Genomic DNA, 26593 nt, shown 5'->3' on the forward strand with positions numbered 1-26593 from the left:
TAATGATTCCTTGATTAGCTATTTTCGGGCGCCCAACGGATCAGGCGGTGGAGCAGCGCATCAATCGCTACCCAGAGTAATACGGTCATCAGTACCAGAATGAACAGCGCGGCAAAGCAGATATCGGTCTGCATTCGGGCGTTGGCGTTAAGCATCACGTACCCCAGCCCCTCTGCCGAACCGACCCATTCGCCAATAATCGCGCCGATGGGGGCGACGGCAGCGGCCATCCGCAGACCGCTGCCGAAGGCGGGTAGCGCGGCCATCAGCCGGACATGCAGCAGCTGTGCCCGGCGCGTGGCACCCATCGTTCGGGCAAGGTCAAGCCAGTCATTGTTAACCCGACGGAGGCCGTCATAGAACGCGGAGGTCACCGGAAAGAAGATCACCAGCACGGCCATCGCCACCTTAGCGCTCAGCCCGAAGCCGAACCACAGCACCAGCAGCGGCGCCAGCGCGAAGACGGGGATGGCCTGGCTAGTCAATACGACGGGCATCAGCCAGCGCTGGAGCCGGGGCGAAAAGGTCATACAGAGCGCCAGCAGCGTGCCCAGCAGGACACCGAGCACTAAGCCGCTTAGCACCTCTGAGGCGGTGATCAGACTGTGCCAGGCCAGATAGCTCAGGTTGTTCCAAAGTGCGCAGGCAACCGCCGCAGGCGAGGGCAGCAGGAACGCCGGAATAGTGCTTAAGGTTGCCAGCCACCACAGCAGGAGCAAACCGCAAAAGATCACACCTCCCCGCATCATTCTGCGGCCCTCACCAGCTGTCGCATCAGTTCACCCTGACTGGTTAACAGATTAGGGTCGTCCGGCGCGCGCGGAGGCTGCCCGACCAGGGTGTGACTGTCATCAATGTGGGCGGGGGAACCCGCCAGCACCAGCAGGCGATGGCTGAGGCGGCAGGCTTCCATGGGATCGTGGGTGATCAACAGCACGGTATTATCCACCAGCAGCTCGGCGGCCAGCGTCTGGATTTTGGCCCGCGTGAGCGTATCCAGCGCGGAGAAGGGTTCATCCATCAGCACGACCGGGCGACGCTCATACAGCGTGCGCGCAATGGCGGCGCGCTGGCGCATCCCACCGGAGAGTGCCGCAGGCAGCATTTTCCCATGACCGCTTAATCCGACCCGCTCCAGCAGATGGGTGGCCCATTCCCGATCGCCTTTTTCTCCCCGCAGACGAGCGCCCAGCATGATGTTATCCATCACCGTCAGCCAGGGATAGAGCAGATCTCTCTGGCCCATCCAGGCGATACGGCCCGCCAGGGGGAGCCCATCGCTGCCGCTGACCGTACCTGCGTCGGGAGCCGCGAGGCCAGCGATGATTTTCAGCAGGCTGGTCTTGCCGCTGCCGCTGGCACCGAGCAGCGCCACAAAGCTGCCTGGCGCGATATCAACGCTGAGATGTTGGAAAATGGTGCGCTGGCCAAAGCTAAGGCCAAGATTGCGACAGGCAATGCCCGGTGGTCGTGCGCCGCTCACGTTTCTGACGCCGCGTTCAGCCCCATTTGCCACAGGATATTGAGAGACGTGGACGCCGCGCGCATCTCTGGCAGGGTGCGCAGTTTGCTGACCAGCAGGCCATAGTGGATGAGAAACAGATAATCCTGCGTCAGATAACGGCGGAAAGCGGCATGGGGAAGCGTGCCGGAAGCCAGCTGTTGCAGGAAGGGGTGATTAACATAGTGCTGCCACTCTGCGCCCGCATGCTGGCGAAGACGACCATACAGGCCCTGGCTGAAATCAGGGATGGGTAGATGAGACACTGAACCTCCGAAAATAGGTGGAGATCCGGACACGCAGAAGTGTGAACAGGCAATTGATCAGTGCCAACCCGTCCCTTCGCTGGCATGACCCAGATCAGGTTCAAAGGGTTCGGCTTACGCCATCTCAGCCCATTACTGGACACCCCTCGGAGCAGACTGTTATACGATATTTTATTTTTGATTACAACGCCGTAACAAGGACAGTAACGCGGGGGAACCTGTCGGTTAACGGCTCCGTGCAGGCCCCATTTCCGCTATTTTAGGTTCTCTGGTGACGATGGGCTTTCGCTGCTCTCATCCTCATCATCCTCTCTTACCGGATGGTTGGCGGTAAGCAGAAAGGGCGACTGCTGCCAGCGGGTGCGGCGGGTGCGCAGCAGCGTCCGGCTGAGAATAATGCCGATAGCCAGCGCCAGCAGCATCATCAGACGCAGAATATTGGTGGTGTTATCCACCTGACGGGATTCGGTGACCAGCACATGAGTGTCCAGCGTGACGCGCAGGAAGCCGCGCGGACCATCGGGGGTATCCAGCGGCTGCACGATCTGATGATTGAAGTAGCTGCCCGCGCGATGGCCATCCAGCGCCAGCCGATCGCGCACGTTAATGGTTTCCCCGCTGTGAGCCAGCAGCGCACCGTTGTCGTCGTAGACCGAGGCATCAAGAATGCGGCTGTCCGTAGTCAGCAGCGCAATGGCCTCGGTAATTTTCTGCCGGTTATCATCGCTGTTTTCCATCAGCGGCGTCAGGCTCCAGGCAACCTGTCGCGTCAGCGTTCGGGCCAGCTCCTCGACCTGCGCTGAACGGGCCATCTGATGACCCAGACTGAACCATGAGGCACCCTGCATCAGCATCACCAGCAGAGTGAGGCAGATCAGCACGATCGCCGTACGGTGTAGTCGGAATTTTAATCTGGCCTTTGCCATCTTCACCCTTCATATTTTTTCAACGAACGCCGTCCGCCTCTTCGCTTTATGTTGCCAGAACCGGGGCTGACAGGGTAGCCTCTTGCGTGGTTAATATGTCCCTACAGGAGCTGTAATGCCAAATAGTCTGACCTGGTGCGACCTGCCTTCCGATGTCTCTCTCTGGCCGGGGTTACCTCTCTCTCTTAGCGGTGATGAAGTCATGCCGCTGGATTACCGCGCTGGCCGCACCGGCTGGCTTCTGTACGGCCGCAAGCTTGATAAAGCCAGCCTTACGGCGCTCCAGCATCAGCTGGGTGCAGCGATGGTTATCGTCAGCGCCTGGTGCGTTGATCAGTATCAGGTCGTGCGCCTGGCGGGCTCACTGACTCCGCTCGCCACACGTCTGGCCCATGAAGCGGGCCTGGACGTCGCCCCGCTGGGGAAAATTCCGCACCTGAAAACGCCCGGACTGCTGGTCATGGACATGGACTCTACCGCGATAGAAGTGGAGTGCATTGATGAAATCGCAAAGCTGGCAGGCTGCGGCGAGCAGGTGGCGGAAGTGACGGAGCGGGCGATGCGCGGCGAACTTGATTTCGCTGCCAGCCTGCGCCAGCGCGTTGCCACGCTGAAAGATGCGGATGCCAACATCCTGGTTCAGGTGCGTGACCAGCTGCCGCTGATGCCGGGTCTGACGCAGCTGGTGGAAAAACTCCAGGCGCTGGGCTGGCACGTGGCGATCGCCTCCGGCGGCTTTACCTTCTTTGCCGAATATCTGCGGGACAGACTCCATCTCTCTGCTATTGCCGCTAACGTGCTGGAAATCCGCGACGGCAGGCTGACGGGTGAGGTGCTGGGCGATATTGTGGATGCCCGCTACAAGGCCGATACGCTGCTTAAGCTGGCTGAACGCTTTGAAATCGCCGACGATCAGACCGTCGCCATCGGCGACGGGGCAAACGATCTGCTGATGATCAAGGCATCTGCACTGGGTATTGCCTATCACGCCAAACCGAAAGTCAATGAACAAACGGCGGTGACCATTCGTCACGCCGACCTGATGGGCGTGTTCTGTATTCTCAGCGGCAGCCTGATCTCTGATGAGCGTTAAGGAGGCGATTTGGCCAAAGCGGTGAAGCGCGCCTTTGTCTGTAACGAATGTGGCGCAGATTACCCACGCTGGCAGGGGCAGTGCAGCGCCTGCCAGGCGTGGAATACCATTACTGAAGTTCGCCTCTCTGCCTCGCCCACCGTGGCGCGTAATGAGCGCATGGGCTATGCGGGCAGCGCAGGCACCAGCCGCGTGCAGAAGCTGTCTGAGATCAGCCTTGAAGCGCTACCGCGTTTCAGCACCGGCTTCAAAGAATTTGACCGGGTACTGGGCGGCGGGGTGGTGCCAGGCAGCGCGATTCTCATCGGCGGTAGTCCCGGCGCGGGCAAAAGTACCCTGCTGCTGCAAACGCTGTGCAAACTTTCCGAGGGAATGAAGACCCTCTACGTCACCGGCGAAGAGTCTCTTCAGCAGGTGGCGATGCGCGCCCACCGGCTGGGGCTGCCCACTGAAAATCTCAATATGCTGTCGGAAACCAGCATCGAGCAGATCTGCCAGATTGCCGATCAGGAGCAGCCGAGGCTGATGGTGATCGACTCCATTCAGGTGATGCATATGGCCGATATCCAGTCATCGCCCGGCAGCGTCGCCCAGGTGCGGGAAACGGCAGCCTATCTGACCCGCTTCGCCAAAACGCGCGGCGTGGCGATTGTGATGGTGGGTCATGTGACCAAAGATGGTTCTCTTGCGGGGCCAAAGGTGCTTGAGCACTGTATCGACTGCTCGGTACTGCTGGATGGCGATGCCGATTCACGCTTTCGTACATTGCGCAGCCATAAAAACCGTTTCGGTGCGGTGAATGAGCTGGGCGTCTTCGCCATGACCGAGCAGGGGCTGCGTGAGGTAAGCAACCCGTCGGCTATCTTCCTGAGCCGCGGTGATGAAGTGACCTCCGGCAGTTCGGTCATGGTGCTGTGGGAAGGCACGCGCCCGCTGCTGGTGGAAATTCAGGCGCTGGTGGATCACTCGATGATGGGCAACCCCCGGCGCGTTGCTGTTGGCCTGGAGCAGAACCGACTGGCGATCCTGCTGGCGGTTTTACACCGTCACGGCGGGCTACAGATGGCGGACCAGGACGTGTTTGTTAATGTGGTTGGCGGCGTCAAGGTCACCGAAACCAGTGCCGACCTGGCGCTGATGCTGTCGATGGTCTCCAGCCTGCGCGATCGCCCTCTACCTCATGACCTGGTGGTATTCGGCGAGGTCGGGCTGGCGGGCGAGATCCGTCCGGTGCCAAGCGGGCAGGAGCGTATCTCTGAGGCGGCGAAGCATGGCTTCCGGCGCGCGATTGTCCCTGCTGCTAACGTGCCGAAGAGGCCGCCGGAAAATATGAAAGTCTATGGCGTGAAAAAGCTCGCCGACGCGCTGGCGATACTGGACGACCTGTAACCGTTCGGACCGGGCAATTCCCCCTGACGGCTGAACGTATTACTATCGGTCAGGCAGGTTCGCCTGGACAGTTGAACGTATTACTATCGGTCAGGCTGGTTCGTCTGGACAGTTGAACGTAATTGCGATCGGTGAGGCGGGTTCGCCCGGATAGCTGAACGTACTATCATCTGAGGGCGGAACTGATGCCGCCCTTTATGCAGGAGGCATTTGATGTCGTCATTTGATTATCTGAAAACCGCTATCCGCCAGCAGGGCAGCACGCTACAGCAGGTGGCCGATGCGAGCGGCATGACGAAGGGCTACCTCAGTCAGCTGCTGAACGCGAAAATAAAAAGCCCCAGCGCCCAGAAGCTGGAAGCACTTCACCGTTATCTTGGGCTGGAATTCCCTCGCCGCGAAAAAACCGTCGGGGTGGTATTTGGCAAGTTCTATCCGCTGCATACCGGCCATATCTATCTGATCCAGCGCGCCTGTAGTCAGGTTGATGAGCTGCATATCATCATGGGCTACGACGAGCCGCGCGATCTAAAGCTGTTTGAAGACAGCGCCATGTCCCAGCAGCCCACCGTCAGCGATCGCCTGCGCTGGCTGCTGCAAACCTTTAAGTATCAGAAAAATATTCGCATTCACTCTTTTAACGAAGAGGGGATGGAGCCATATCCGCACGGCTGGGATGTCTGGAGTCGCGGCATTACCGACTTTATGGAAAACCACGGCATCGTGCCAAATCGCGTATATACCAGCGAGGAACCGGACGCCTCGCAGTATCAGCAGCATCTGGGCATTGAAACCATTCTGATCGATCCCCAGCGATCCTTTATGAATATCAGCGGCGGGCAGATCCGCCAGGATCCGTTCCGCTACTGGGAGTATATTCCCACCGAAGTGAAGCCCTTTTTCGTGCGTACGGTGGCGATTCTGGGCGGTGAATCCAGCGGAAAATCGACGCTGGTGAACAAGCTGGCTAACATTTTCAATACCACCAGCGCCTGGGAATTTGGCCGCGACTACGTCTTTTCTCATCTCGGCGGCGATGAAATGGCCCTGCAATATTCCGACTACGATAAAATCGCGCTGGGCCAGGCGCAGTACATTGATTTCGCTGTAAAATATGCTAATAAAGTGGCCTTTATTGATACCGATTTTGTCACGACACAGGCCTTCTGCAAGAAATATGAGGGGCGCGAGCACCCCTTTGTTCAGGCACTGATCGACGAGTACCGTTTCGATCTGGTGATTCTGGTGGAGAACAATGTGCCCTGGGTGGCAGATGGTCTGCGCAGCCTGGGCAGTTCGGTGGATCGCAGGGAGTTCCAGCAGCTACTGATCTCGATGCTGGAGGAGAATAATATCCCCTGGGTGCACGTTGAGCAGGATAACTACGACGAGCGTTTCCTGCGCTGCGTAGAGCTGGTGAAAGAGATGATGGGCGCCTGACCGTCCGCTATCCAAAGGCTGTGCCCTGCGCACAGCCTTTGCTGCGCAGGCAATGGGCTTTATTTTCAGGCCAGCGCGCGCAGGGCATTCACGCTTCGCTGGCGCACGAAAACCGCCAGCAGCAGCATGCCTGCCAGCGCCAGTACGCTGGCCAGCATAAAGGCTGAGGCGTATCCGCCTCCGTACTGAATTAAAAAGCCGGTGATCCCCGGTGAGAGTATCCCCGCCAGATTCGCCAGAAGGTGTACAAATCCGCCCGCAGTCCCAATCCGCTCCGCCGGAACAATGTCCTGGAGTAATGACCAACATGCCTGAGGCGTCATATACGCAAAGACGCTGGCAAGGGTAATCAGCGTGACCGCCATCGTCACGCTGCTGGCCCAGGCCGTCAGCATCACGCAGAGTGCGGCTACGGCCAGCCCACAAAAAATGATCAGCTTGCGCGACTGCAAAAAGTTGCCGGTGCGGCGATACAGTGCATCTGACACCAGTCCTCCGCCGATAAACCCGATGGTCGCGCCCAGCCACGGAAGGATGCCAATCAGGCTCATGCTTTTGATATCCAGATGCTGGAAGTCGGTGAGATAGCTTGGCAGCCAGGAGAGGAAAAAAAACTGGATGTAGTTAAAGCAGAAAAAAGCCGCCGCCACGCCCAGTACCGGCAGTGAAAAAACGTAGCGCCACAGCCGGACCCTGGAAGGGGCACCTTTCTCCGTCAGCCGTGTCGCGGGGCGTTCGGCGGTAATCAGCGTGCGCTCGGCTGCCGTAATGCGGGGATGCTGCTCGGGTTTGTCGCGAAACAGCCACAGCCAGAAGGCCAGCCAGACAAAGCCCAGAATGGCAATAGCCACGAACGAGACCCGCCAGCCAAAATGTAGCCCAATAAGACCCACTATCGGCGCCGCGACCGCCGCACCCAGCGGCTGGCCCGCATTGCTAAAACCGACCGCGCGACCCACCTCCCGACGGGGAAACCAGTTGGAAATCGATTTATTGGTGGTGGTTCCCATCGGCCCTTCGCCAATGCCGAACAGCACGCGCACAATAAGCAGCTGGAAAAAGCTCCCAGCCAGCGCGGTGGCACCGCAGAACAGTGACCAGACGACGGCCGCCCAGCCAAAGACCTTACGCGGGCCGTAGCGGTCTGCCCCCCATCCGCCAAGAAAGCAGAACAGACAGTAGCCGATAAAAAAGCAGCTAAACAGGATCCCCATCTGCGCATCATCAATATGCAGATCCTTTTTTACCAGCGGTGCCATAACCGATAGCGCGGCGCGATCGAGATAATTAAGCACACCGGCGAAAAACAGCAGCAGGGCGACGGTACTCCGTATATTTTTAAACATGGTGTACGCCCTCCGCATCAACTCGCCGATGGTAAAGGGTATGTTCTTTCATCACTGTCGCATCCGGTTTAAAGCCCAGGCCCGGGATATCAGGCAGGCTGAACTGCGGGGAGAGGTCGAGCTGTGGGTGAAGCCGTGCGGAGAAGTGAATAAAGGGGCGTTCCAGCTGGACATCATCAGGCAGGGCGGCGACGAGATGCGCGGTAGCCAGCAGGCCCGCCCCGTAGTAAAAACAGTGGGGTATCACATTCACCTGATGCCGTCTGGCCTGCTCCGTTATCCGCAACACGGCGCTGATGCCGCCCACTTTTGCCACGCTGGGCTGTGCCACGTCTACGGCCTGCTGGTTAAACAGGGCCGCAAACCCCTCTGCACCTGACGCGTTTTCACCGGCGGCGATCGGTGTGCCTGCTCGACGTACGCGCGCCAGCCCGGCCGCATCTTCCGGTGGCCACACGGGCTCTTCCAGCCAGGCCAGGTTCAGCGTCTTAAGCTCGCGCGCACGATGACAGGCCTCCTCTGGCGTCCAGGGACAGTTAACGTCCACCATCAGCCGGGCCTCCGCTGGCAGCGCTGCGCGGGCGGCTGCAATGGCCTCAACGTGAGTTTCATGCAGCTTCAGCGAGCGAAATCCCGCCTGCCACGCCCTTTTCACCTGGCGCGCGACCTCGTCAGGCTGATTGTTATAGCTGACCAGGCTGGCGTAGCACGTAATATGCTGGCGTGTGGCACCCAGCAGCTGCCACAGCGGCTGTTCATGATGCTGCCCCAGTAAATCCCACAGGGCAATATCCATTGCCGACAGGGCAAAGCGCACCGGACCGTTTCCGCCAAAGGCATGGAGCGCTTTTTCTGCTCCTTCAACCAGCGTAGCCAGCGCTTCACGGCTGGTGGGGACAGTTTTATCCAGAAAGTAGGGGATCACCAGGTCTTGTAACGCCTGGGCGGTAACGGCATTGGAGAGATGGCCGAATCCCTCCCCCCATCCCTGCCGTCCGCTGTCGGTGACGACCCGGATCAGTAGCGTTTCCATCTGCGTCAGCGCCGCTGATGCTGCGTTCCATGCCCGTTCGCCGCTCAGGGCCGGAGCGCGATTGCTGGCAAACGGGATGCTGAGGCGTATAACCTCCACGTGACTGATTTTCATGCCATAAACCTCATAAAGTAGGGGGGCTGTACGCCTGTAATTAGCATAATGGGCGCGTATCAACCGGAGGAGATAAGAGGTGGACTGCTACATTCCCAGTATAAAAAGGGGCGCGGGGAGGTTCATCGTTCAGGCGCACAAGGATGAAGCCGGAACGGGCGGCAGATTTTGGCATTTGGATAAGGTGCAGCGGGGCGGGTCACAAAAGGAGGGAAAAGCGGCGGGCCAGAGTGCACCCACCGGAGACGGAGTTAGCGATAATTACGCTATGCTCGCCGGATACTTAGCGAGTGTTAAAGACTTGATGCTCGCCGGATACTGAGCAAAGGTTAAGGACGTTATGCTCGCCTGATATTCAGTAAGCGATAACCACTTTACCGCGCATATGACCTTCAAGTACCAGCCGGTGTGCCTCTGTCAGCGTCTCTACGCTCAGGCCCTGTAGCGTTTTGCTGAGGGTGGTGGTGATTTTTCCATCGTCGATAAGCTTAGCGGTCTCGTTAAGGATCTCTCCCTGACGGGCGATATCCGGCGTGGTGTACATGCTGCGGGTGTACATAAACTCAAAGTGCAGCGCCGCGCTTTTCAGCTTCAGCTCAGTCATATCCAGCGGGGCTTCGTTTTCAACGATGGTACAGATCTGTCCCTGAGGCGCAATTAGCTTCGCCATTGTCGCCCAGTGCCCGTCGGTATCGTTCAGGCAGAAAATATAATCCACCTGCTTCAGCCCCTGCTTTTCCAGCTCGGCAGGCATATCCCGATAGTCGATAACCTTGTCGGCCCCGCGATCCTTACACCACTGTACCGAGTCAGGGCGCGATGCCGTGGCGATGATAGTGACCTTGCTGTACAGCTTCGCGAACGGAATGGCCAGCGATCCCACGCCGCCCGCGCCGCCGATGATCAGCAGCGTTTTTCCCTCTTCCGCCTGGTCAATGTGTAGCCTGTCAAACAGACCTTCCCATGCGGTCAGCGCCGTCAACGGAAGCGCAGCGGATTCCGCCCAGTTCAGCGAAGCAGGCTTGTGCCCGGTAATACGTGCATCGATCAGCTGGAAGGTGCTGTTGCTGCCTGGACGGGTGATATCTCCGGCGTAATAGACTTCGTCCCCCGGCTTAAAGCCGCTGACTTTGCTACCGACTTCACGGACTAAGCCGCTGGCATCCCAGCCGAGAATACGCGGTACCTGGAGGCCATTTTTCTGCGCACCTTTGTGCACTTTTGTATCCACCGGATTAACGGAGGCGGCGTGAACTTCTACCAGCAGGTCGTATTCGCCCGGCGTGGCTTTCTCCGGGTAGATTTCAATAAACTGCTGCGGATTTTCTGGATTAATCGCAATTGCCTGGATAGTCATGGTGCATCTCCTATAAGGTGTGACATTGAGTGTAGAAGCTAAGCACGCTGAAGATAAGTGGCACAATAACTAACTCAGCGTTCGTCTCAGGTGAACAATCATGTTTAAACAGCTCCAGGATATGGCGCTCTTTGCGCTGGTGGCCGAATGTGGCAGTTTCACTGCTGCCGCAACCCGGGCCAGATTACCGAAATCCAGCGTTAGTCAGCGGATCAGCCAGCTGGAACGTGCTTTGGGCCTGCGCCTTATTAATCGTACTACACGGCAGCTAAATCTGACCTTTGCCGGGGAGCGCTATCTGGTCCACTGTCAGGAGATGCTGCTGGCCAGCGAACGGGCAGGCCTGGCGATACAGCGCCTGCGGGATAATCCCAGCGGACGGTTAAGAATTACCTCGCCCGCGGGGATTGGTGCCACGCTGCTGGCGCGGTTCAACGCCGCCTTTCAGAATGAATATCCTGAGGTGATGCTGGATGTATCGGTATCCGATGAAATGAGCGATCTGGTGCAGGAGGGGGTTGATATTGCGCTGCGCACGGGTCAACCACACGATTCTTCGCTTATCGGGCGGCGGATAGGCTACTGCGAGCGCCTGCTGGTCGCCTCGCCCGCCTATCTGGCACGGAACAAGACGCTGCGGCATCCGGGTCAGATGGCTGAGCACCGGTTCATCGCCCATCGCGCCTGGAGCGCGTGGTTGTTAAAGCGTGGCGAGGAGTATTTCCGCTGGCTGCTGCCGCCGGTCCATATGACGGATAATTTGATTTATGCCCGGGAGTGCGTACTGGAAGATGCGGGCATAACGCTTTTGCCGCGTTTTATGGCCGGAAGTTTCCTCGCGGAGGGATCGCTGGTCAGGGCGCTTCCGGAGTGGGAAGTCGAAGGCAATGAACTCTGGCTGGTTTACCCAAGCCGTAAACTGAATTCGCCGGCGCTGGCGTGTTTTATTGATTTCGCGCTGCAATCGCCGATTTTTAAAGAGTTTTATCGCTAAATTACCGTGCATAGTTTCGCGATGTAGGCGGGTTGTGCCACGTACAATGTAGACAGGGCTGTGTGGCGGGATTCAGGGTCAAAACCTGCTCCGGGGACAGGGCTGTGTTGCGGGACTCAAGGTCAAAACCTGCTCCGGGGACAGGGCTGTGTTGCGGAATCCAAGGTCAAAACCGGCCCAGCGACAGGGCTATGTTACGGGTCAGAACGCCGGGACGCCGTAAACCCTTCCCTGGGGGCTTCACTGCCGCATCCCTGCGGCAGAGACCCGGCTAATCTGCTCCGCAACACCGCCTTCTGGCTGCGGCGTGGGTTGTAAGTAATCTGGACACTGAGCAATATCAGAACCTGCTTCAGTGCCATGGTTTTAACATCGCCTTCTTGTCGCAGAGTAGGCCTTTAGTTCCGGCAAAGGTCCAGGCAAACCCGCTCCGTCGGAGATAGGATTACCTGTCGAAAGTTAGTTGAGCAGAGCGGGGAGTGAAGGGTTTTTTAGCAGCGACAACAGAGCCAGAGGCCAGGCGGGGACCGTTGGCTTAGCGGACCGTCGAGCGCAGGGATGCGCGAGCCGAGCCCACACGGACGTGCCTGCGGCGTGTCCGCGTGACGACGGTCCCCGCAGGGCTTTGCACCTTATCATCGCAACGATAATAAAAGTTACAGATGCCAGCCAGGTCAAAATCTGCGCTGATGACACGCCTGTATTATTTGCAGGAAGGTCAAAACCGGCTCCGGTGTCAGGGCTATGTTGCGGGTCAGAACGCCGGGACGCCGTAAACCCCTCCCTGGGGGCTTCACTGCCGCATCCCTGCGGCAGAGACCCGGCTAATCTGCTCCGCAACACCGCCTTCTGGCTGCGGAATGGTCTGTAAGTAGTCTGGCACTGAGCAATATCAGAACCTGCTTCTGATCCTACCGGAATTATCTGTCGGTAGTTTTGAAAACTGATACCGAGGGTGAGAACGCTTTTAGCAGCGACAACAGAGCCAGAGGCCAGGCGGGGACCGTTGGCTTAGCGGACCGTCGAGCGCAGGGATGCGCGAGCCGAGCCCACACGGATGTGCCTGCGGCGTGTCCGCGTGACGACGGTCCCCGCAGGGCTTTGCACCTTATCATCGCAACGATAATAAACGTTACAGATGTCAGCCAGGTCAAAATCTGCGCTGATGACACGCCTGTATTATTTTCAGGAAGGTCAAAACCGGCTCCGGTGTCAGGGCTATGTTGCGGGTCAGAACGCCGGGGCGCCGTAAACCCATCCCTGGGGGCTTCACTGCCGCATCCCTGCGGCAGAGACCCGGCTAATCTGCTCCGCAACACCGCCTTCTGGCTGCGGAGTGGTCTGTAAGTAGTCTGGCCCTGAGAAATATCAGAACCTGATTCAGTGACACTGGCTTTATAGCAGGCCTCAAAACAATCATCTGCATCGGGATACGGTGAATAATAAGGTCAGAACCTGCTTCTGATCCTACCGGAATTATCTGTCGGTAGTTTTGAAAATTGATACCGAGGGTGAGAACGCTTTTAGCAGCGACAACAGAGCCAGAGGCCAGGCGGGGACCGTTGGCTTAGCGGACCGTCGAGCGCAGGGATGCGCGAGCCGAGCCCACACGGACGTGCTTGCGGCGTGTCCGCGTGACGACGGTCCCCGCAGGGCTTTGCACCGGGTCCCCCGCAACAACAGCAAACGTCAAAATTGCCAGAACGTGCCTGCGGCGTGTCCGCGTGACGACGGTCCCCGCAGGGCTATGCACCGGTCCCCCGCAACGACATAGGTGACGAAAAAACGGGTTTCGATGCAGCACAACAGTTGCACATCGTTCTTATTAAGAAAGAGAGTAGGGCCTGGCAGGGAGAAGTGTATGAATGGAAAACGCTATAAAAGATAAGGCGGTTTGCACCGCCTTATCATCACTTACTGGATCGTACGCTTATTACTTACTCATACGCTTGTATTTGATGCGCTTTGGCTCCAGCGCGTCAGCGCCCAGCGTACGCTTCTTATACTCTTCGTATTCGGTAAAGTTACCTTCGAAGAATTCGATATTGCCTTCATCCTGATAATCCAGAATATGCGTGGCAATACGGTCCAGGAACCAGCGGTCATGCGAGATAACCATCGCGCAGCCTGGGAACTCCAGCAGGGCGTTTTCCAGCGCGCGCAGGGTTTCGATATCCAGGTCGTTTGTCGGTTCATCCAGCAGCAGCATGTTGCCGCCAACCTGCAGCAGCTTCGCCAGGTGCAGACGGCCACGCTCGCCGCCGGAGAGTTCGCCAACGCGCTTGCCCTGATCCACGCCTTTAAAGTTAAAGCGACCGACATAGGCACGGCTCGGCATTTCCGTGGTGCCAATACGCATAATATCCTGACCGCCGGACACTTCTTCCCACACGGTTTTGGAATTATCCATGCTGTCGCGGAACTGATCGACCGAAGCCAGCTTCACGGTATCACCCAGCACTATGCTGCCGGAGTCAGGCTGCTCCTGACCGGACATCATGCGGAACAGGGTGGATTTACCGGCACCGTTGGGACCGATGATGCCAACGATGGCCCCCTTCGGCACTGAAAAGGTAAGGTCATCGATCAGCAGGCGATCGCCATACGATTTGCGCAGATTGCTCACCTCGACCACCTTATCGCCCAGGCGCGCGCCCGGTGGAATAAAGAGTTCGTTAGTTTCGTTACGCTTCTGATAGTCGGTGTTATTCAGCTCTTCAAAGCGCGCCAGACGGGCTTTGCCTTTGGACTGGCGGCCCTTTGCCCCCTGACGCACCCACTCCAGCTCTTTCTCAATCGACTTGCGACGAGCCGCTTCGCTTGATGCTTCCTGCGCCAGACGCGCGTCTTTCTGCTCCAGCCAGGAAGAGTAGTTGCCTTCCCACGGGATACCTTCGCCGCGATCCAGCTCAAGGATCCAGCCCGCCACGTTATCAAGGAAGTAACGGTCATGGGTGATCGCCACCACGGTGCCTTCAAAGTCGTGCAGGAAGCGCTCCAGCCACGCCACGGATTCAGCATCCAGGTGGTTCGTTGGCTCATCCAGCAGCAGCATATCGGGTTTTTCCAGCAGCAGGCGGCACAGGGCGACGCGGCGACGCTCACCGCCGGAGAGGTTAGCGATTTTCGCATCCCAGTCCGGCAGGCGCAGCGCATCGGCAGCGCGCTCAAGCTGGGTATTCAGGTTGTGACCATCATGGGCCTGAATAATCTCTTCCAGGCGACCCTGCTCGGCAGCCAGCTTATCGAAGTCTGCATCTTCTTCAGCGTAGAGTGCGTAAACCTCATCAAGACGCTTCAGCGCGCCGACCACTTCCGCCAGCGCTTCCTCAACGGATTCGCGAACGCTGTGTTCCAGGTTCAGCTGCGGCTCCTGTGGCAGATAGCCGATTTTCAGGCCAGGCTGCGGGCGCGCTTCCCCTTCGATATCTGTATCAATGCCGGCCATGATGCGCAGCAGGGTGGATTTACCTGCGCCGTTCAGACCGAGCACGCCAATTTTGGCACCCGGGAAAAAGCTCAGGGAGATGTTTTTAAGAATATGACGCTTCGGCGGAACCACTTTGCCGACGCGATGCATGCTATAGACGAATTGAGCCACGTAGGATGAGCCTCTTGGTGTCTGTGTTTGAATTGGGGCAGTATGCCGCCCGCTCAGACGGCAAGTTTAGCGGGTTTCCCGGGGTAATCACAGCCCGGGAGCCGGGGATTATCCCCCCTGGCCATTCAGTATCACGATGCCCAGCTGTGCCAGCCGCTGATTCAGCCTCGCGGGCGGCGCTTCGTCGCTTACCAGCGTATCGAACGCGCTGAGTTCGCCAATGCGCGCAGGCAGCACTTTGCCAAACTTACTGCTGTCCGCCAGCAGGATTTTATGACTGGCCCGCTGTAACGCCTGATGCTTCATTGGCAGTTCATTCAGGTTATAGCAGGTGGCGCCCTGAACATCATCGATACCGGCGGCGGAGATAAAGGCCTTGCCCGGACAGAGACTGTCCATCACCGAACCCGAGCCAAGCGGCGTGAAGAGGGCGTTATCAGCGTGAAACTCCCCGCCGTTGAGGATCACCCGGCAGGCCGGTTTCTCTTTCAGCGCCAGGAAGGTGTTCATCGCGCAGCAGATGGCGGTAAAGGTCAGCTGGTTATCAATGGCGTCGACCACCCACGGCATGGTGGTGCCACAGTCGAAAAAGACCGTATCGCCCGGCTCAATCAGCGCGGCGGCCAGCTGTCCGAGACGCCGTTTCTTGTCGACATTTTGTGCCTGCTGATCGGAAACGAAGTAGTGGCCCTGGTGACTTTTTGGATCGCTGACGATATAGCCGCCCAGCAGCACCACCATGGCGGAAGGTTCGCTCAGATCGCGCCGGACGGTCATCTCCGAGACGCCCAGCAGCTGCGCTGCATCCTTCAGATGGATCTTGTCGGTCCGCTTTAGCGCCTGCGCCAGCCTGTTAATGCGCTCGTCACGCCGGGTTTCCATACTCATCACTCCTGGATCAATCAGTTAATATCCCTCGCCGCCGTGATGTGACCTTAAATGTTGCCACGCCGGAGCCGACATCGGTGGAAGAGGACAAGAGCGCCCCTGAGATCGCGATAAATTTCCCATAATTTAAGGGCTTGCATCGCGTAGAGCAGACAGGCTGTCAATATTACCTTCAATGAGATCGCGCCGCAAACCTCACGAACTGACGACATCTGCTTTTTTGAGACGAATACTGGTCGGCAGGGGCAGTGTGGGCTGTGCGATCCCCGCCCCCGGGCCTTTCAGCCTGTTCAGATCGACGTATAAATTGTTAAAATAATAACATTTTTTCAACGACGTCATTGCCCTTATTCTCAGTTTTATCCGGATTTTCCCGATGAGACGGGTGTCACATTTTTAACATATCTCGGTTGTTATTGTTAGTTTTACAACATTAAATGATCGTACTTTACAGGGGAGAAATGTGATGGATATTGCCGTCATCGGTTCAAATATGGTCGATCTGATTACCTATACCAATACGATGCCAAAGGCCGGTGAAACGCTTGAGGCCCCCGACTTCGCGCTGGGCTGCGGCGGGAAAGGGGCAAATCAGGCGGTTGCCGCCGCAAAGCTGGGGGCGAAAGTGATGATGGTCAGCAAGGTGGGCGAGGATCTTTTTGCTGAGAATACCATCAGAAATTTACAGCAGTTTGGCGTGGATACGCAGCATGTCACCGTCGCACCCGGTACCTCCAGCGGCGTAGCGCCGATCTTTGTGGACGAGCAGTCGCAAAACCGCATTTTGATCATCAAAGGTGCCAACGATCGGCTAACACCCGCCGATATTGACGCCGCCGCAGAGGAACTTAAGGCCTGCCGCCTGCTGGTGCTCCAGCTGGAAATCCCGCTGCCGACGGTTTACTACGCCATTACCTTTGCGCGTCAGCACGGTATTCAGGTGATCCTTAATCCGGCACCCGCCGTGGCCGGACTGGATATTGACTACGCCTGTCAGTGCGATTTTTTTATGCCAAACGAGACGGAGCTGGAGATCCTCACCGGTCTGCCGGTGAGCAGCGACGATGAGGTGCTGCGTGCCGGGCAGATGCTGCTTGGACGCGGGCTTAAGAACCTAATCATTACCCTGGGCAGCCGGGGATCGGTCTGGATGCAGGGTGACGAGGTTTATCGCGTTGAGCCGGTGCCCGTTCAGGCGGTTGACACCAGCGGGGCCGGTGACGCCTTTATTGGCTGCTTCGCGCACTTTCTGATCCAGCACGGCGATATTCCGCGCGCAATGCAGTCTGCATCGGCCTTCGCCGCCTGTAGCGTAACCGGTCGGGGCACGCAGCGGTCATACCCTGATGCCGACGCCTTTCACCGTTTTCTCACCGCTTAACTGAGGATTCGCCATGCACCAGAACATTGTCCAGCAGCCTGACGGCTACTTAAATAAAACGCCGCTGTTTCAGTTTATTCTGCTCTCCTGCCTGTTCCCGCTGTGGGGATGTGCTGCCAGCCTGAATGATATTTTGATTACCCAGTTCAAAAGCGTGTTCGCGCTGAGCGACTTTGCCAGCGCGCTGGTGCAGAGTGCCTTTTACGGCGGTTATTTCCTGATTGCGATACCGGCTTCGCTGGTGATCCGCAGCAGCAGCTATAAAGTTGCCATCCTGTTGGGACTGGCGCTCTATATTGCAGGCTGCGTGCTGTTTTATCCCGCCTCGCATATGGCGACCTATACCATGTTCCTGGCGGCCATCTTTGCCATCGCCATCGGGCTGAGCTTTCTGGAGACGGCAGCCAACACCTACAGCTCAATGATAGGCCATCGCGATCGCGCCACGCTGCGCCTTAACGTCAGCCAGACCTTTTATCCCGTTGGCGCGCTGATGGGCATTGTGCTGGGGAAATATCTGGTGTTTCAGGATGGCGACAGCCTGCACAGCCAGATGGCGGGCATGGACGCCGGGCAGCTGCATCAGTTCCGCCTGGCGATGCTGGAGCATACGCTGGCACCCTACAAATATCTGGTAATGGTGCTGGTGGTAGTGATGGTGCTGTTTCTGCTGACGCGCTATCCGCACTGTAAACCGGCAAGCGTCGGCAGGGCGCGCCCGTCGCTGGGAGAAACCTTTCGCTATCTGGCGAACAATCGCCACTTTAAGCGCGGGATTATTACCCAGTTCCTCTATGTCGGCATGCAGGTGGCGGTGTGGTCGTTTACCATTCGTCTGGCGCTGAACCTGGGCGCAGCGAACGAACGTCATGCCTCTAACTTTATGATTTACAGCTTTATCTGCTTCTTTATCGGCAAGTTTGTCGCCAATTTTCTGATGACCCGCTTTCGCGCCGAGAAGGTGCTAATCGCCTATTCGGTGGTGGGCGTTGCCACGCTACTCTATGTGATGCTGGTGCCAAACTTTACCGCCGTTTATGCCGCCGTGTTTGTCAGCGTGCTGTTTGGTCCCTGCTGGGCGACGATTTACGCCGGTACGCTGGCGACGGTCGACAATAAATATACCGAGGTGGCCGGTGCCTTTATCGTGATGGCTATCGTGGGGGCGGCCTTCGTGCCCGCGCTACAGGGGCTGGTGTCCGATCGGCTGGGATCGATGCAGCTGGCTTTTGGCGTCTCGCTGCTGTGCTTTGCCTGGGTAGGCTTTTACTTCTGGGGTGAGCTGCGCTTCAAAAAACAGCCCGTTGCAGGCGGCAATCTGGCTAAGGGGGCGTTATGACCACACGTTTGCCGCTGACCCCCGCGCTGTTTTCCGTGACGCCGCGCGTGCTGTTGGAAAACCCCGCATTCACCGTTGAGCTGTTCCGCTTCCCCTCGGGAATTGAGGCGGTGAAGCTGGAAAACAGCCGGGGATCGCTTATCGTGCTGCCGTTTTATGGTCAGATGATTTGGGACGCGGTGTTTGACGGGCGCTCTCTGACCATGGGCAGCGGCTTTACGCAGCCGCTGCCGGGTAACAATATTATTGATACCTACGGCTGTTTTGCTTTCCATTCCGGCCTGCTGAGCAACGGCTGTCCGGCCCCGGAGGACGATCATCCCCTGCATGGCGAAATGGCCTGCGCGCGAATGGACAGCGCCTGGCTGGAGCTGGATGAGGAACGGTTAACGCTGCGGGGGGAGGTGGAATATATCAAAGGGTTTGGACACCACTACCGCGCCGCACCGGCGGTAACGCTGCTGGCCGGGAAGCCGCGGCTTGAGATAGCGATGAAGGTGACTAACCTCTCAGGCAACCCGATGCCGTTACAGTATATGTGTCATATGAACTATGCGTGGGTGGATAACGGCGTCTTTCGCCAGAGTATTCCGCAGGAGGCTTTTCAACTGAGATCCAGTATTCCGGGCCACGTTCACCCGACGGCCAGCTGGCTGGACTACACGCGACAGCTGGCGAGCGCGCCTGTGGAATTTGACGGGCTGAGCCGCCCCGAAATGTGCGATCCGGAGATAGTCTTCTTTGCCGATAATCTTGCGCAGTATGGCGAAAGCGCGGAGTTCAGCGTGCAATCGCCGCAGGGTTACGGCTTTAGCACGCGGTTTGCTACCGCGCAGTTTCCCCACGCGACGCGCTGGATATTGCATAACGCCGACCAGCAGGTAGCCGCCTTTGTGCTTCCCGCCACCTGTCGTCCCGAGGGGTTTCTGGCCGCGAAGCAGGCGGATACGCTTATTCTACTGGCACCCGGCGAACAGCGGGACTTCAGGGTGGACACCGGCATGATGGAGACGGCACCCCCGCGATAAGTCTGCGCGCGCTTCACGTCTCGTAGCGCCCCGGTCAGCGTTGTCGTTTTTCACTGCCGGAAAGCGCCAGCGTCGGGCTGCCTTTCCGCGCCACCGCGTTAGTCGGAACGGTGATGCTTTGCGGCAGCGTTTCGAGCAATGCAGGGATAATCACGTCGTGGCGGTGAATCATCGAGTGATGGTTTTCCGCCAGCGGGATGACCCGTAGATGAGGGCAGACCTGGCCAAGACCGTTATCGCTGAGGGCCAGAACCTTACTGCCATCCGCCGTTCCCGATTCGCTGAGATCGACAAACTGTGTGGCTTTAAACAGCGTAACGCGGGTGGCGTTGAGCGGGCCGCTAAGTGCCTGAGCATTCATGTTTAACTCAGTCTCTTCCGCCTGAATCGCGCGTTTCACCGCCACCTCGTCCAGACCGATGGCCGAAAGTAAGGTCGCCAGCATACCGGGCGCAATCTGCTGATGTACATCGCAGCGATAAAGCGTATCCAGCAGGCAGACGTGAATATGGCGATAGCCGAGCTGTTCCAGCTGCACGGCCATCTCCAGCGCAATCAGGCCGCCCAGCGACCAGCCAAGCAGGTTTACCGGACGATCGACGGGCAGCCCCTGCTGCTGAATATGCTGTAGATAGTAACTGGCCAGTGCGGCCAGGGTGGGAATATGTGGCCGGTTAAACAGGTTGTAGTTGCTTACCCCGGTGACGTTCATCTCTCCCTCAAGGCGCGTAGCCAAATCCTGATAAATCTCGCAGCCGACGGCTGCGGGATGCACCGTCCACAGGGCATCCTTCGCCCGATGCTGATTCAGCGGCTGCAACAGGCTAAAGCCCGCTAAAGGCGGTGCGGGCTGCGGTGCGTAGTCATCGGCGCTGATGCCGCAGGCTTCCGGATCCTGCCCGTTCCGCGCCAGGAAAGCAGCCTGCGCGCGCAGGGTGGTATGGGCGTAAAGCGCTTTCATATCTATCTTCAGCCCCTGACGCTTAAGACGCATCATCAGCTGTATGCCATGCAAAGAGTGGCCGCCCAGCTCAAAGAAATCATCGTCAAGGCCTGGAGCGGGCACCTCCAGCAGATCGGCCCAGTGCACCGCGAGGATGCGCTCCTGTTCGGTGACGGCGGGCTGATAAACTTTTTTCTCCGCACCCGCGAGCGTGGGCGGGGGAAGCGCCCGGCGATCCAGCTTGCCGTTGGGTGAAAGCGGCAGCGCCGCCAGCGGAACAAAGCAGGCCGGGATCATAAAGCCCGGTAGCGAGCGGCTCAGTTGCTCACGCCACTGGCCTGCGTCCGCGGCTTCCGCCGTGGCCACCCAGGCCACCAGGCGCTTGTCGCCCTGGCGATCGTCGCAAGCCAGCACCACCGCATCGTCAACGCCCTGACAGCCGCGCAGCGCCTGCTCGATCTCGCCCAGTTCGATGCGCAGCCCGTGAATTTTCACCTGAAAATCATTGCGTCCCAGGTACTCAATACTGCCATCCTCCAGCCAGCGTGCCAGGTCGCCAGTTTTATAGAGCCTTGCCCCGGCGGCGTCGCTAAACGGATCGGGGATAAAGCGTTCCCGGCTGAGCGTTTCGCGGTTCAGGTAACCCCGTGCGACCTGGATACCGCCAATATGCAGCTCACCGCTGACGCCCGGCGGTACGGGCTGTAGCCGGGCATCCAGAATATAGAGGCGGGTATTGGCCACCGGTTTTCCTATTGGCACCCGCGGGCGGGGATCGTCTGACCGGCAGTGCCAGAAGGAGACGTCAACCGCCGCCTCGGTTGGCCCGTACAAATTGTGTAGCTCAGCCAGCGGCAGCTGATGATGAAAGCGCTTAACGGCAGCCAGCGGCAGCGCTTCCCCGCTACAGAAGACGCGTTGCAGTCGGGCGCACTCTGCCATCACGCCGTGACGCAGAAACAGCTGGAGCATGGAGGGGACAAAATGCAGCGTAGTCACCCTGCACCGGGAAATAATGTCGCTCAGATACGCCGGATCCTGGTGGCCGCCCGGTTTGGCGATGGCCAGGCGGGCACCCGCCATCAGCGGCCAGAAAAACTCCCACACCGAGACGTCAAAGCTGAAAGGGGTCTTCTGCAGCACGGTATCTTGCGACGTCAGGCGATAGGTTTCCTGCATCCATAGCAGCCGGTTCATGACCGCCAGATGCTCGTTCATCACGCCCTTTGGCTTGCCGGTCGAGCCGGAAGTATAGATAACATAGGCCAGCGATCGCTGCGTATCCGGCAGGATATCGGGCAGGTTGGTCACCGATCTTCCCCGCCAGTTCTGCCTGTCTCTCTGCACATGCAGCGTCTTCAGGCTACCATCCAACAGACCGCTTAGCGCCCGTTGTCCAGCATCGTCGATCAGCAGACATTTTGCGCCGCAGTCGGTCAGCATATGCTGGAGGCGATCCGCCGGATAATCGGGGTCGAGCGGGACGTAAGCGCCACCTGACTTCAGAATAGCCAGCAGCGCCACCACCATTTCTGCACTTCGCTCGACGCACAGCGCGACGCGATCGTCTGCCTTAATCCCGCCGTCGCGCAGGTATCCGGCCAGCTGATTGGCGCGTTGGTTGAGCGCGGCGTAGCTTAGCGTTTCCACTTCCCCACAAAGCGCCACCGCCTGCGGCGTCAGTGCCACCTGGCGTTCAAAATAGCGGTGAATACCCTGGGGAAAGTGCCACGGCTGCGCGGTATCGTTCCACAGATTTAGGATGCTGTGCTGCTCCGACGGCAGCAGCAGGGGCAGCAGCGCCATGGGCTGCTCCGGCGGGGCATCCAGTATCGCCGCGATCAGGTGCAGCAGACGGTCGGCAATACGCTCACCTTCGTCCCGGCTGAACCAGGCCTCGTTAGCGTTGCACTCCAGCACCGGATCGTCACCGGGATGGTAGTGGCGCAGATAAACGGCCAGCGGCGTCTGCTCGTAGCCGTGTTGTAAGGCCTCGACCTTAAGTGGGCTACCGTTCAGCTCGATGTCGGTGGGAAAGGTTTCCAGTGAAAAGCTCAAATCGTACAGCTGGCGCCGCCCCTGCTGACTCAGTCGCAGTTCGCGATTAAGCTCAGCGATCGGAAAACGCTGATGGCGATAGCTGCGCCGCAGTTCGCCTGCGACCTGCTTTACCAGCGTAGAAAAAGGATTTGCGGTGTTGGTATCCAGTCTTACCGGGATCATGGAGGAGAACATACCCAGCGTCTGTTTGTGCCTGGCGCGGTTATGCACCGGCACGCCGAGCGTCACCGCCTCCGTTTGCCACTGGCGCGAAAACCAGCAGGCGATCAGCGCACTGAGAAAGTGCATCGGCGAGGCGCCATACCGGTGTGCATACTCCGTCAACTGCTGATAACGTGCCAGGGGGAGTCGCCGGGTAATCTGCGCGCTCGGCCAGGCGTTGTTTTCCTCAAAGCCGCTGCGGCGTTCCAGCAGCGAGGGTGGGGCATTGTTAAAGCGAGTCAGCCACCATTCACGGTCACGCGCGTAGCGGGAGGAGGTGAGATAGGCGCCATCTTCAATAATAAATTGCGCGTAATTTTTTGAATCATCTGCGCAAGAGGGTTCCCCCCTTAGCAGCGCCTTATAGCGGGCGATAATTTTTTTGCTTAGCAGAGATACCGACGTGCCATCCGCTATTATGTGATGGCTGTTAATAGACCATATAAATTCTGTGGTATTCGTTTTAATTAAACTCGTTCGCCAGAGGCGTTGGTTATAAAGAGAAAAGGGTTTAATAAACGTTGCCTGCGTGAGCGACCGTGCTACCTCTTCAGGATTATCATCCTGACTGACGTCATGGTATTCCAGATAAGAAGCTTCATTATGAATAAAGGTTTGGGTAACGCTGCTTTCACTTTCCTTAAGCGTGATTTGTAACGCATCATGCTGTTCTGCTACCTCCATTATTGCTTTACATAATAATGGGATATCCAGCTTGCCCTCAATAAGCCACCGGGCACCGATATTGTAGCAGGGCGTATCGGATGTAAGCAGCTGGTCCAACCATACAGCCTGCTGCACGGAAGTTAAAGGATAGTAAGACATAAGCGAACCTCCATTTAAGGATAGTAAAATAAAAACGGTTACCGGCAGGCCAGTATATAAATACCTGGAAACTATAATACACATTTAAAGGTATTTCGTTATGCGTTTATTTTAATTACTTTTAGGTATTATAACTTTTGTCTTGAGATAGTAATCTTAATATCTAAAAGCCTTATCTTAAATGGGGTTTATTTTTTTCATCTGCGATTAGTGTTTGTTTTTATTTAGAGATTGGCGTTTTATTAAGAGATGGTAATTTAATTATCCCTGATAATTAACTTTTATTGTTTTAATTCATCTATAAGTGCGATTTTGTCCAATGAAATATCCGGGACAATTTAGCCGGTTCTCCCTCCGCACGACGGGGGGATCTTGCAGTCAGAAGGACCAGTCCTTCCTGAACTGACCCCTTCTGCACCTGGTACACCAGACGCCCGCAGAAATGAGTAGCGTAAATTTTTCTGCATTACATAGCGGGACGGCTCCAGCCTGGTTAGCATGAAGGGAGCGATTCAGTGTTCAGGACAAAGAGAGGCGTAAACGTGAGGAAAGTCATGGTCGACAAATGGAAGTTTTGGATAGTAGGCGCCTGTTTAACCGCTATTACCGCCACGGCACAGGCGGATTCGCTGGATGCGCAGCGCAGCCGCTACCAGCAAATTAAGCAGGCCTGGGACAGCAAACAGATGGACAGAGTGGCGGAGCTGATGCCAACGCTGCGCGATTATCCGCTCTATCCCTATCTGGAGTACCGTGAACTGACGCAGAACCTGGACCAGCAAAGCGGCTTCGTCGTCGAGGCGTTTATCAAAAAATATCCCACGCTGCCGCCGGTGCGTTCGCTCTCCGCCCGCTTTATCAACGAGCTGGCCTATCGTCAGGACTGGCGAGGCCTGCTGGTGTTCAGTCCCGACGAGCCAAAGCCGGTAGCGGCGCGCTGTAACTGGTACTACGCCAAATGGGCGACAGGCCAGCAGCAGGTGGCCTGGCAGGGGGCGAAATCTATCTGGCTGCGGGGAACCTCGTTGCCCTCCGCCTGCGACAAACTTTTTAGCGCCTGGCAGGCCGCCGGCGAGCAAACGCCGATTACCACCCTGGCGCGCATCCGCCTGGCGATGAAAGAGGGTAATACCAGCCTGGTGAACGCCCTGGCGAAGCAGCTGCCTGGCGATTATCAGACCATGGCGAACGCCGTTATGGATCTGCAAAATAATCCTGCCAGCGTGGAAAGTTTTGCCCGGACGGTGGGACCCACTGACTTTACCCGCCAGGCGACGGCCATTGCCTTTGCACGCGTGGCGCGTGAGGATGCTGAAAACGCCCGGGCGATGATCCCCTCGCTGGTGCGCCTGCAAAAAATGAGCGAGAGCGATGAGCAGGATCTCAACGAGGCGGTTGCCTGGCGTCTGATGGGTAATGACATCACCTCTGAGCAGGCTCGCTGGCGGGACAATGTGGTGATGCGCAGCGAGTCTACCTCCCTGATTGAACGGCGAGTCAGAATGTCGCTGGGCAATAACGACCGACGCGGTATGAATACCTGGATTGCCCGCCTGCCGCTGGAAGCGAAGCAAAAAGATGAGTGGCAGTACTGGCAGGCCGATCTGCTGCTGGAGCAGGGGCGGAAAGAAGAAGCGGAAACAATCCTGCATGGACTGATGAAGGCGCGCGGATTCTATCCGATGGTGGCCGCGCAAAGGCTGGGTGAAACCTACCCGCTGCAGATTGATCAGGCCGCCTCACCGGACGCTGCCCTGACCACTGGAACAGAAATTTCCCGCGTAAGGGAGCTGATGTACTGGGGAATGGATAACCTGGCCCGAACGGAGTGGAGCTATCTGGTGGCCAGCAAAAACAGCGGCCAGCAGCAGCAGCTGGCCCGCTTTGCGCGCGAGCAAAACTGGTGGGATCTGAGCGTTCAGGCGACCATTACCGGCAAGCTGTGGAACAGCTTACAGGAGCGTTTCCCGCTGGCTTATCAGGAGCAGTTCCAGCGCTATGGGGTCGGCAAAGCGCTACCCATCAGCTATGCAATGGCGATTGCCCGCCAGGAGAGCGCGTGGAATCCTAAGGCACACTCCCCGGTCGGCGCCGCCGGTCTGATGCAGGTTATGCCCGCGACCGCACAGCATACGGTGAAAAGCTACAGCCTGCCCGGCTACAGCAACAGCAGCCAGCTGCTGGATCCTGAAACCAGTATTCAGATCGGCATGCAGTATCTGGAGTCGGTGTATCAACAGTTTGGTGAGAACCGGATATTTTCTTCGGCGGCCTATAATGCAGGCCCGTCCCGCGTCAGAACCTGGCTGGGGAACAGTGCAGGGCGGCTGGATGCGGTAGCATTTATTGAGACGATACCCTTTTCTGAAACCCGGGGTTATGTCAAAAATGTGCTGGCCTACGATGCTTACTATCGGCATTTGATGAACAAGCCCGATAAAATCCTGTCGGACGCGGAGTGGCAGCGGCGCTACTGATCTGTAAAGGGGTATGTTATGCTGCTGTACTAGTTTATGAGTATGGGCCTGACATGACCGATTCTTCTGTTCCCGTTACGGCGGAGCCACATAACGAAGAGTGGCAGCGTTTCGTCGCGCTGCTACAGCGCGCCTTCAACCAAAATCTGCATTTGCCGCTTCTGCAGCTGATGCTGACGCCCGACGAGCGTGAGTCACTCGGCACGCGCCTGCGCATTATTGAAGAGCTGATGCGGGGTGAACTGAGCCAGCGTGAGTTGAAAAACGACCTGGGCGTCGGTATTGCGACGATAACGCGGGGATCTAACAGCCTGAAAAGCGCGCCCCCCGCGCTGAAGGGCTGGCTGGAGGCAGAACTGCTATCGGACTCAGATAAGCGCTGAATCGGCA

The 26593-nt window shown here is 57.7% G+C and carries 18 protein-coding genes, 1 pseudogene and 1 riboswitch; of the genes and pseudogenes, 9 read left to right on the forward strand and 10 right to left on the reverse strand.

Annotated features, from left to right (window positions below):
- Window positions 1-14 precede the first annotated feature (14 nt).
- From AAGR22_RS03900 to AAGR22_RS03915, 4 genes and pseudogenes are all read right to left on the reverse strand, one after another.
- Window positions 15-746, reverse strand: coding sequence for an ABC transporter permease (locus tag AAGR22_RS03900; protein WP_345831544.1), 732 nt, complete (start codon window positions 744-746; stop codon window positions 15-17).
- Window positions 746-1483 (reverse strand): ABC transporter ATP-binding protein, encoded by a 738-nt coding sequence (locus tag AAGR22_RS03905; protein WP_345830397.1) that lies wholly within the window; start codon window positions 1481-1483, stop codon window positions 746-748. Before AAGR22_RS03905 ends, AAGR22_RS03900 begins: the two co-directional genes overlap by 1 nt.
- A 17-nt stretch (window positions 1484-1500) precedes the next feature.
- Window positions 1501-1767: pseudogene (locus AAGR22_RS03910) on the reverse strand (hypothetical protein); the annotation flags it as partial.
- A 54-nt stretch (window positions 1768-1821) separates the two neighbouring features.
- Window positions 1822-1924: riboswitch (TPP riboswitch) on the reverse strand.
- Window positions 1925-2021: 97 nt separating this feature from the next.
- Window positions 2022-2693, reverse strand: a complete 672-nt coding sequence (locus AAGR22_RS03915) for a YtjB family periplasmic protein (RefSeq protein WP_067710405.1) — start codon at window positions 2691-2693, stop codon at window positions 2022-2024.
- 115 nt (window positions 2694-2808) lie between these two features.
- Between AAGR22_RS03915 and serB the strand changes: the two genes are divergently transcribed.
- The 3 genes from serB to nadR all read left to right on the forward strand — a co-directional run bounded on the left by serB (window position 2809) and on the right by nadR (window position 6615).
- Complete coding sequence (gene serB, locus AAGR22_RS03920; protein WP_067710407.1) at window positions 2809-3786, forward strand: phosphoserine phosphatase; 978 nt, start codon at window positions 2809-2811, stop codon at window positions 3784-3786.
- A gap of 9 nt (window positions 3787-3795) precedes the next feature.
- Window positions 3796-5175 carry a DNA repair protein RadA gene (radA, locus tag AAGR22_RS03925; protein WP_345830400.1) on the forward strand — a complete coding sequence of 460 codons (1380 nt, stop codon included), beginning with the start codon at window positions 3796-3798 and terminating at the stop codon, window positions 5173-5175.
- A 213-nt stretch (window positions 5176-5388) separates the two neighbouring features.
- Entirely contained in the window at window positions 5389-6615 is a 1227-nt protein-coding gene (nadR, locus tag AAGR22_RS03930; protein WP_067710411.1) for a multifunctional transcriptional regulator/nicotinamide-nucleotide adenylyltransferase/ribosylnicotinamide kinase NadR, read from the forward strand.
- 65 nt (window positions 6616-6680) lie between these two features.
- Here the strand turns inward: nadR and AAGR22_RS03935 are convergent, their stop codons facing one another.
- From AAGR22_RS03935 to AAGR22_RS03945, 3 genes are all read right to left on the reverse strand, one after another.
- Entirely contained in the window at window positions 6681-7961 is a 1281-nt protein-coding gene (locus tag AAGR22_RS03935) for an MFS transporter (protein ID WP_345830403.1), read from the reverse strand.
- Complete coding sequence (locus tag AAGR22_RS03940; protein ID WP_345830405.1) at window positions 7954-9108, reverse strand: mandelate racemase/muconate lactonizing enzyme family protein; 1155 nt, start codon at window positions 9106-9108, stop codon at window positions 7954-7956. The genes AAGR22_RS03935 and AAGR22_RS03940 overlap by 8 nt, the downstream gene beginning before the upstream one ends.
- A 355-nt stretch (window positions 9109-9463) precedes the next feature.
- Window positions 9464-10465: a zinc-binding alcohol dehydrogenase family protein gene (locus AAGR22_RS03945; RefSeq protein ID WP_345830407.1), complete on the reverse strand. Its 1002-nt coding sequence runs from the start codon at window positions 10463-10465 to the stop codon at window positions 9464-9466.
- A gap of 97 nt (window positions 10466-10562) precedes the next feature.
- Here AAGR22_RS03945 and AAGR22_RS03950 point away from each other — a divergent pair, with 97 nt between their 5' ends.
- Window positions 10563-11459: a LysR family transcriptional regulator gene (locus AAGR22_RS03950; RefSeq protein ID WP_067710421.1), complete on the forward strand. Its 897-nt coding sequence runs from the start codon at window positions 10563-10565 to the stop codon at window positions 11457-11459.
- Between the two features lie 1933 nt (window positions 11460-13392).
- On the opposite strand, the gene ettA is transcribed toward AAGR22_RS03950, so the two are convergent.
- Complete coding sequence (gene ettA, locus AAGR22_RS03955; RefSeq protein WP_073981043.1) at window positions 13393-15060, reverse strand: energy-dependent translational throttle protein EttA; 1668 nt, start codon at window positions 15058-15060, stop codon at window positions 13393-13395.
- A 108-nt stretch (window positions 15061-15168) separates the two neighbouring features.
- The gene (gene deoR / locus AAGR22_RS03960) at window positions 15169-15942 is read right to left on the reverse strand and encodes a DNA-binding transcriptional repressor DeoR (RefSeq protein WP_345830409.1); all 774 of its coding nucleotides are present in this window, start codon (window positions 15940-15942) and stop codon (window positions 15169-15171) included.
- 472 nt (window positions 15943-16414) lie between these two features.
- Here deoR and rbsK point away from each other — a divergent pair, with 472 nt between their 5' ends.
- From rbsK to AAGR22_RS03975, 3 genes are read left to right on the forward strand one after another with little or no spacing between them, the layout of a single operon-like run.
- Window positions 16415-17329, forward strand: a complete 915-nt coding sequence (rbsK, locus tag AAGR22_RS03965) for a ribokinase (protein WP_345831545.1) — start codon at window positions 16415-16417, stop codon at window positions 17327-17329.
- Between the two features lie 13 nt (window positions 17330-17342).
- The gene (fucP, locus tag AAGR22_RS03970) at window positions 17343-18668 is read left to right on the forward strand and encodes an L-fucose:H+ symporter permease (protein ID WP_345830410.1); all 1326 of its coding nucleotides are present in this window, start codon (window positions 17343-17345) and stop codon (window positions 18666-18668) included.
- Complete coding sequence (locus tag AAGR22_RS03975) at window positions 18665-19696, forward strand: aldose 1-epimerase family protein (RefSeq protein ID WP_345830411.1); 1032 nt, start codon at window positions 18665-18667, stop codon at window positions 19694-19696. Before fucP ends, AAGR22_RS03975 begins: the two co-directional genes overlap by 4 nt.
- A 34-nt stretch (window positions 19697-19730) precedes the next feature.
- On the opposite strand, the gene AAGR22_RS03980 is transcribed toward AAGR22_RS03975, so the two are convergent.
- Complete coding sequence (locus tag AAGR22_RS03980; RefSeq protein ID WP_345830413.1) at window positions 19731-23726, reverse strand: amino acid adenylation domain-containing protein; 3996 nt, start codon at window positions 23724-23726, stop codon at window positions 19731-19733.
- A 554-nt stretch (window positions 23727-24280) separates the two neighbouring features.
- On the opposite strand from AAGR22_RS03980, the gene sltY reads away from it, so the two are divergent.
- Both sltY and trpR read left to right on the forward strand, forming a co-directional pair.
- The gene (gene sltY / locus AAGR22_RS03985; protein WP_345830415.1) at window positions 24281-26203 is read left to right on the forward strand and encodes a murein transglycosylase; all 1923 of its coding nucleotides are present in this window, start codon (window positions 24281-24283) and stop codon (window positions 26201-26203) included.
- A gap of 53 nt (window positions 26204-26256) precedes the next feature.
- Window positions 26257-26586, forward strand: coding sequence for a trp operon repressor (gene trpR / locus AAGR22_RS03990; RefSeq protein ID WP_345830416.1), 330 nt, complete (start codon window positions 26257-26259; stop codon window positions 26584-26586).
- The last annotated feature ends 7 nt before the right edge of the window (window positions 26587-26593 follow it).

Origin of the sequence: Erwinia sp. HDF1-3R (genome assembly GCF_039621855.1) — a bacterium.
In the GTDB taxonomy this organism is placed as follows: Bacteria; Pseudomonadota; Gammaproteobacteria; order Enterobacterales; family Enterobacteriaceae; genus Erwinia.

What these genes read in the sequence shown, in the direction of transcription:
- AAGR22_RS03915 (WP_067710405.1), bottom strand. Translation starts at nt 2,693, where the DNA reads ATGGCAAAGGCCAGATTAAAATTCCGACTACACCGTACGGCGATCGTG.
- rbsK (WP_345831545.1), top strand. Translation starts at nt 16,415, where the DNA reads ATGGATATTGCCGTCATCGGTTCAAATATGGTCGATCTGATTACCTAT.
- fucP (WP_345830410.1), top strand. Translation starts at nt 17,343, where the DNA reads ATGCACCAGAACATTGTCCAGCAGCCTGACGGCTACTTAAATAAAACG.
- nadR (WP_067710411.1), top strand. Translation starts at nt 5,389, where the DNA reads ATGTCGTCATTTGATTATCTGAAAACCGCTATCCGCCAGCAGGGCAGC.
- AAGR22_RS03900 (WP_345831544.1), bottom strand. Translation starts at nt 746, where the DNA reads ATGCGGGGAGGTGTGATCTTTTGCGGTTTGCTCCTGCTGTGGTGGCTG.
- deoR (WP_345830409.1), bottom strand. Translation starts at nt 15,942, where the DNA reads ATGGAAACCCGGCGTGACGAGCGCATTAACAGGCTGGCGCAGGCGCTA.
- serB (WP_067710407.1), top strand. Translation starts at nt 2,809, where the DNA reads ATGCCAAATAGTCTGACCTGGTGCGACCTGCCTTCCGATGTCTCTCTC.
- AAGR22_RS03945 (WP_345830407.1), bottom strand. Translation starts at nt 10,465, where the DNA reads ATGACTATCCAGGCAATTGCGATTAATCCAGAAAATCCGCAGCAGTTT.
- AAGR22_RS03980 (WP_345830413.1), bottom strand. Translation starts at nt 23,726, where the DNA reads ATGTCTTACTATCCTTTAACTTCCGTGCAGCAGGCTGTATGGTTGGAC.
- AAGR22_RS03940 (WP_345830405.1), bottom strand. Translation starts at nt 9,108, where the DNA reads ATGAAAATCAGTCACGTGGAGGTTATACGCCTCAGCATCCCGTTTGCC.
- AAGR22_RS03935 (WP_345830403.1), bottom strand. Translation starts at nt 7,961, where the DNA reads ATGTTTAAAAATATACGGAGTACCGTCGCCCTGCTGCTGTTTTTCGCC.
- AAGR22_RS03975 (WP_345830411.1), top strand. Translation starts at nt 18,665, where the DNA reads ATGACCACACGTTTGCCGCTGACCCCCGCGCTGTTTTCCGTGACGCCG.
- trpR (WP_345830416.1), top strand. Translation starts at nt 26,257, where the DNA reads ATGACCGATTCTTCTGTTCCCGTTACGGCGGAGCCACATAACGAAGAG.
- sltY (WP_345830415.1), top strand. Translation starts at nt 24,281, where the DNA reads ATGGTCGACAAATGGAAGTTTTGGATAGTAGGCGCCTGTTTAACCGCT.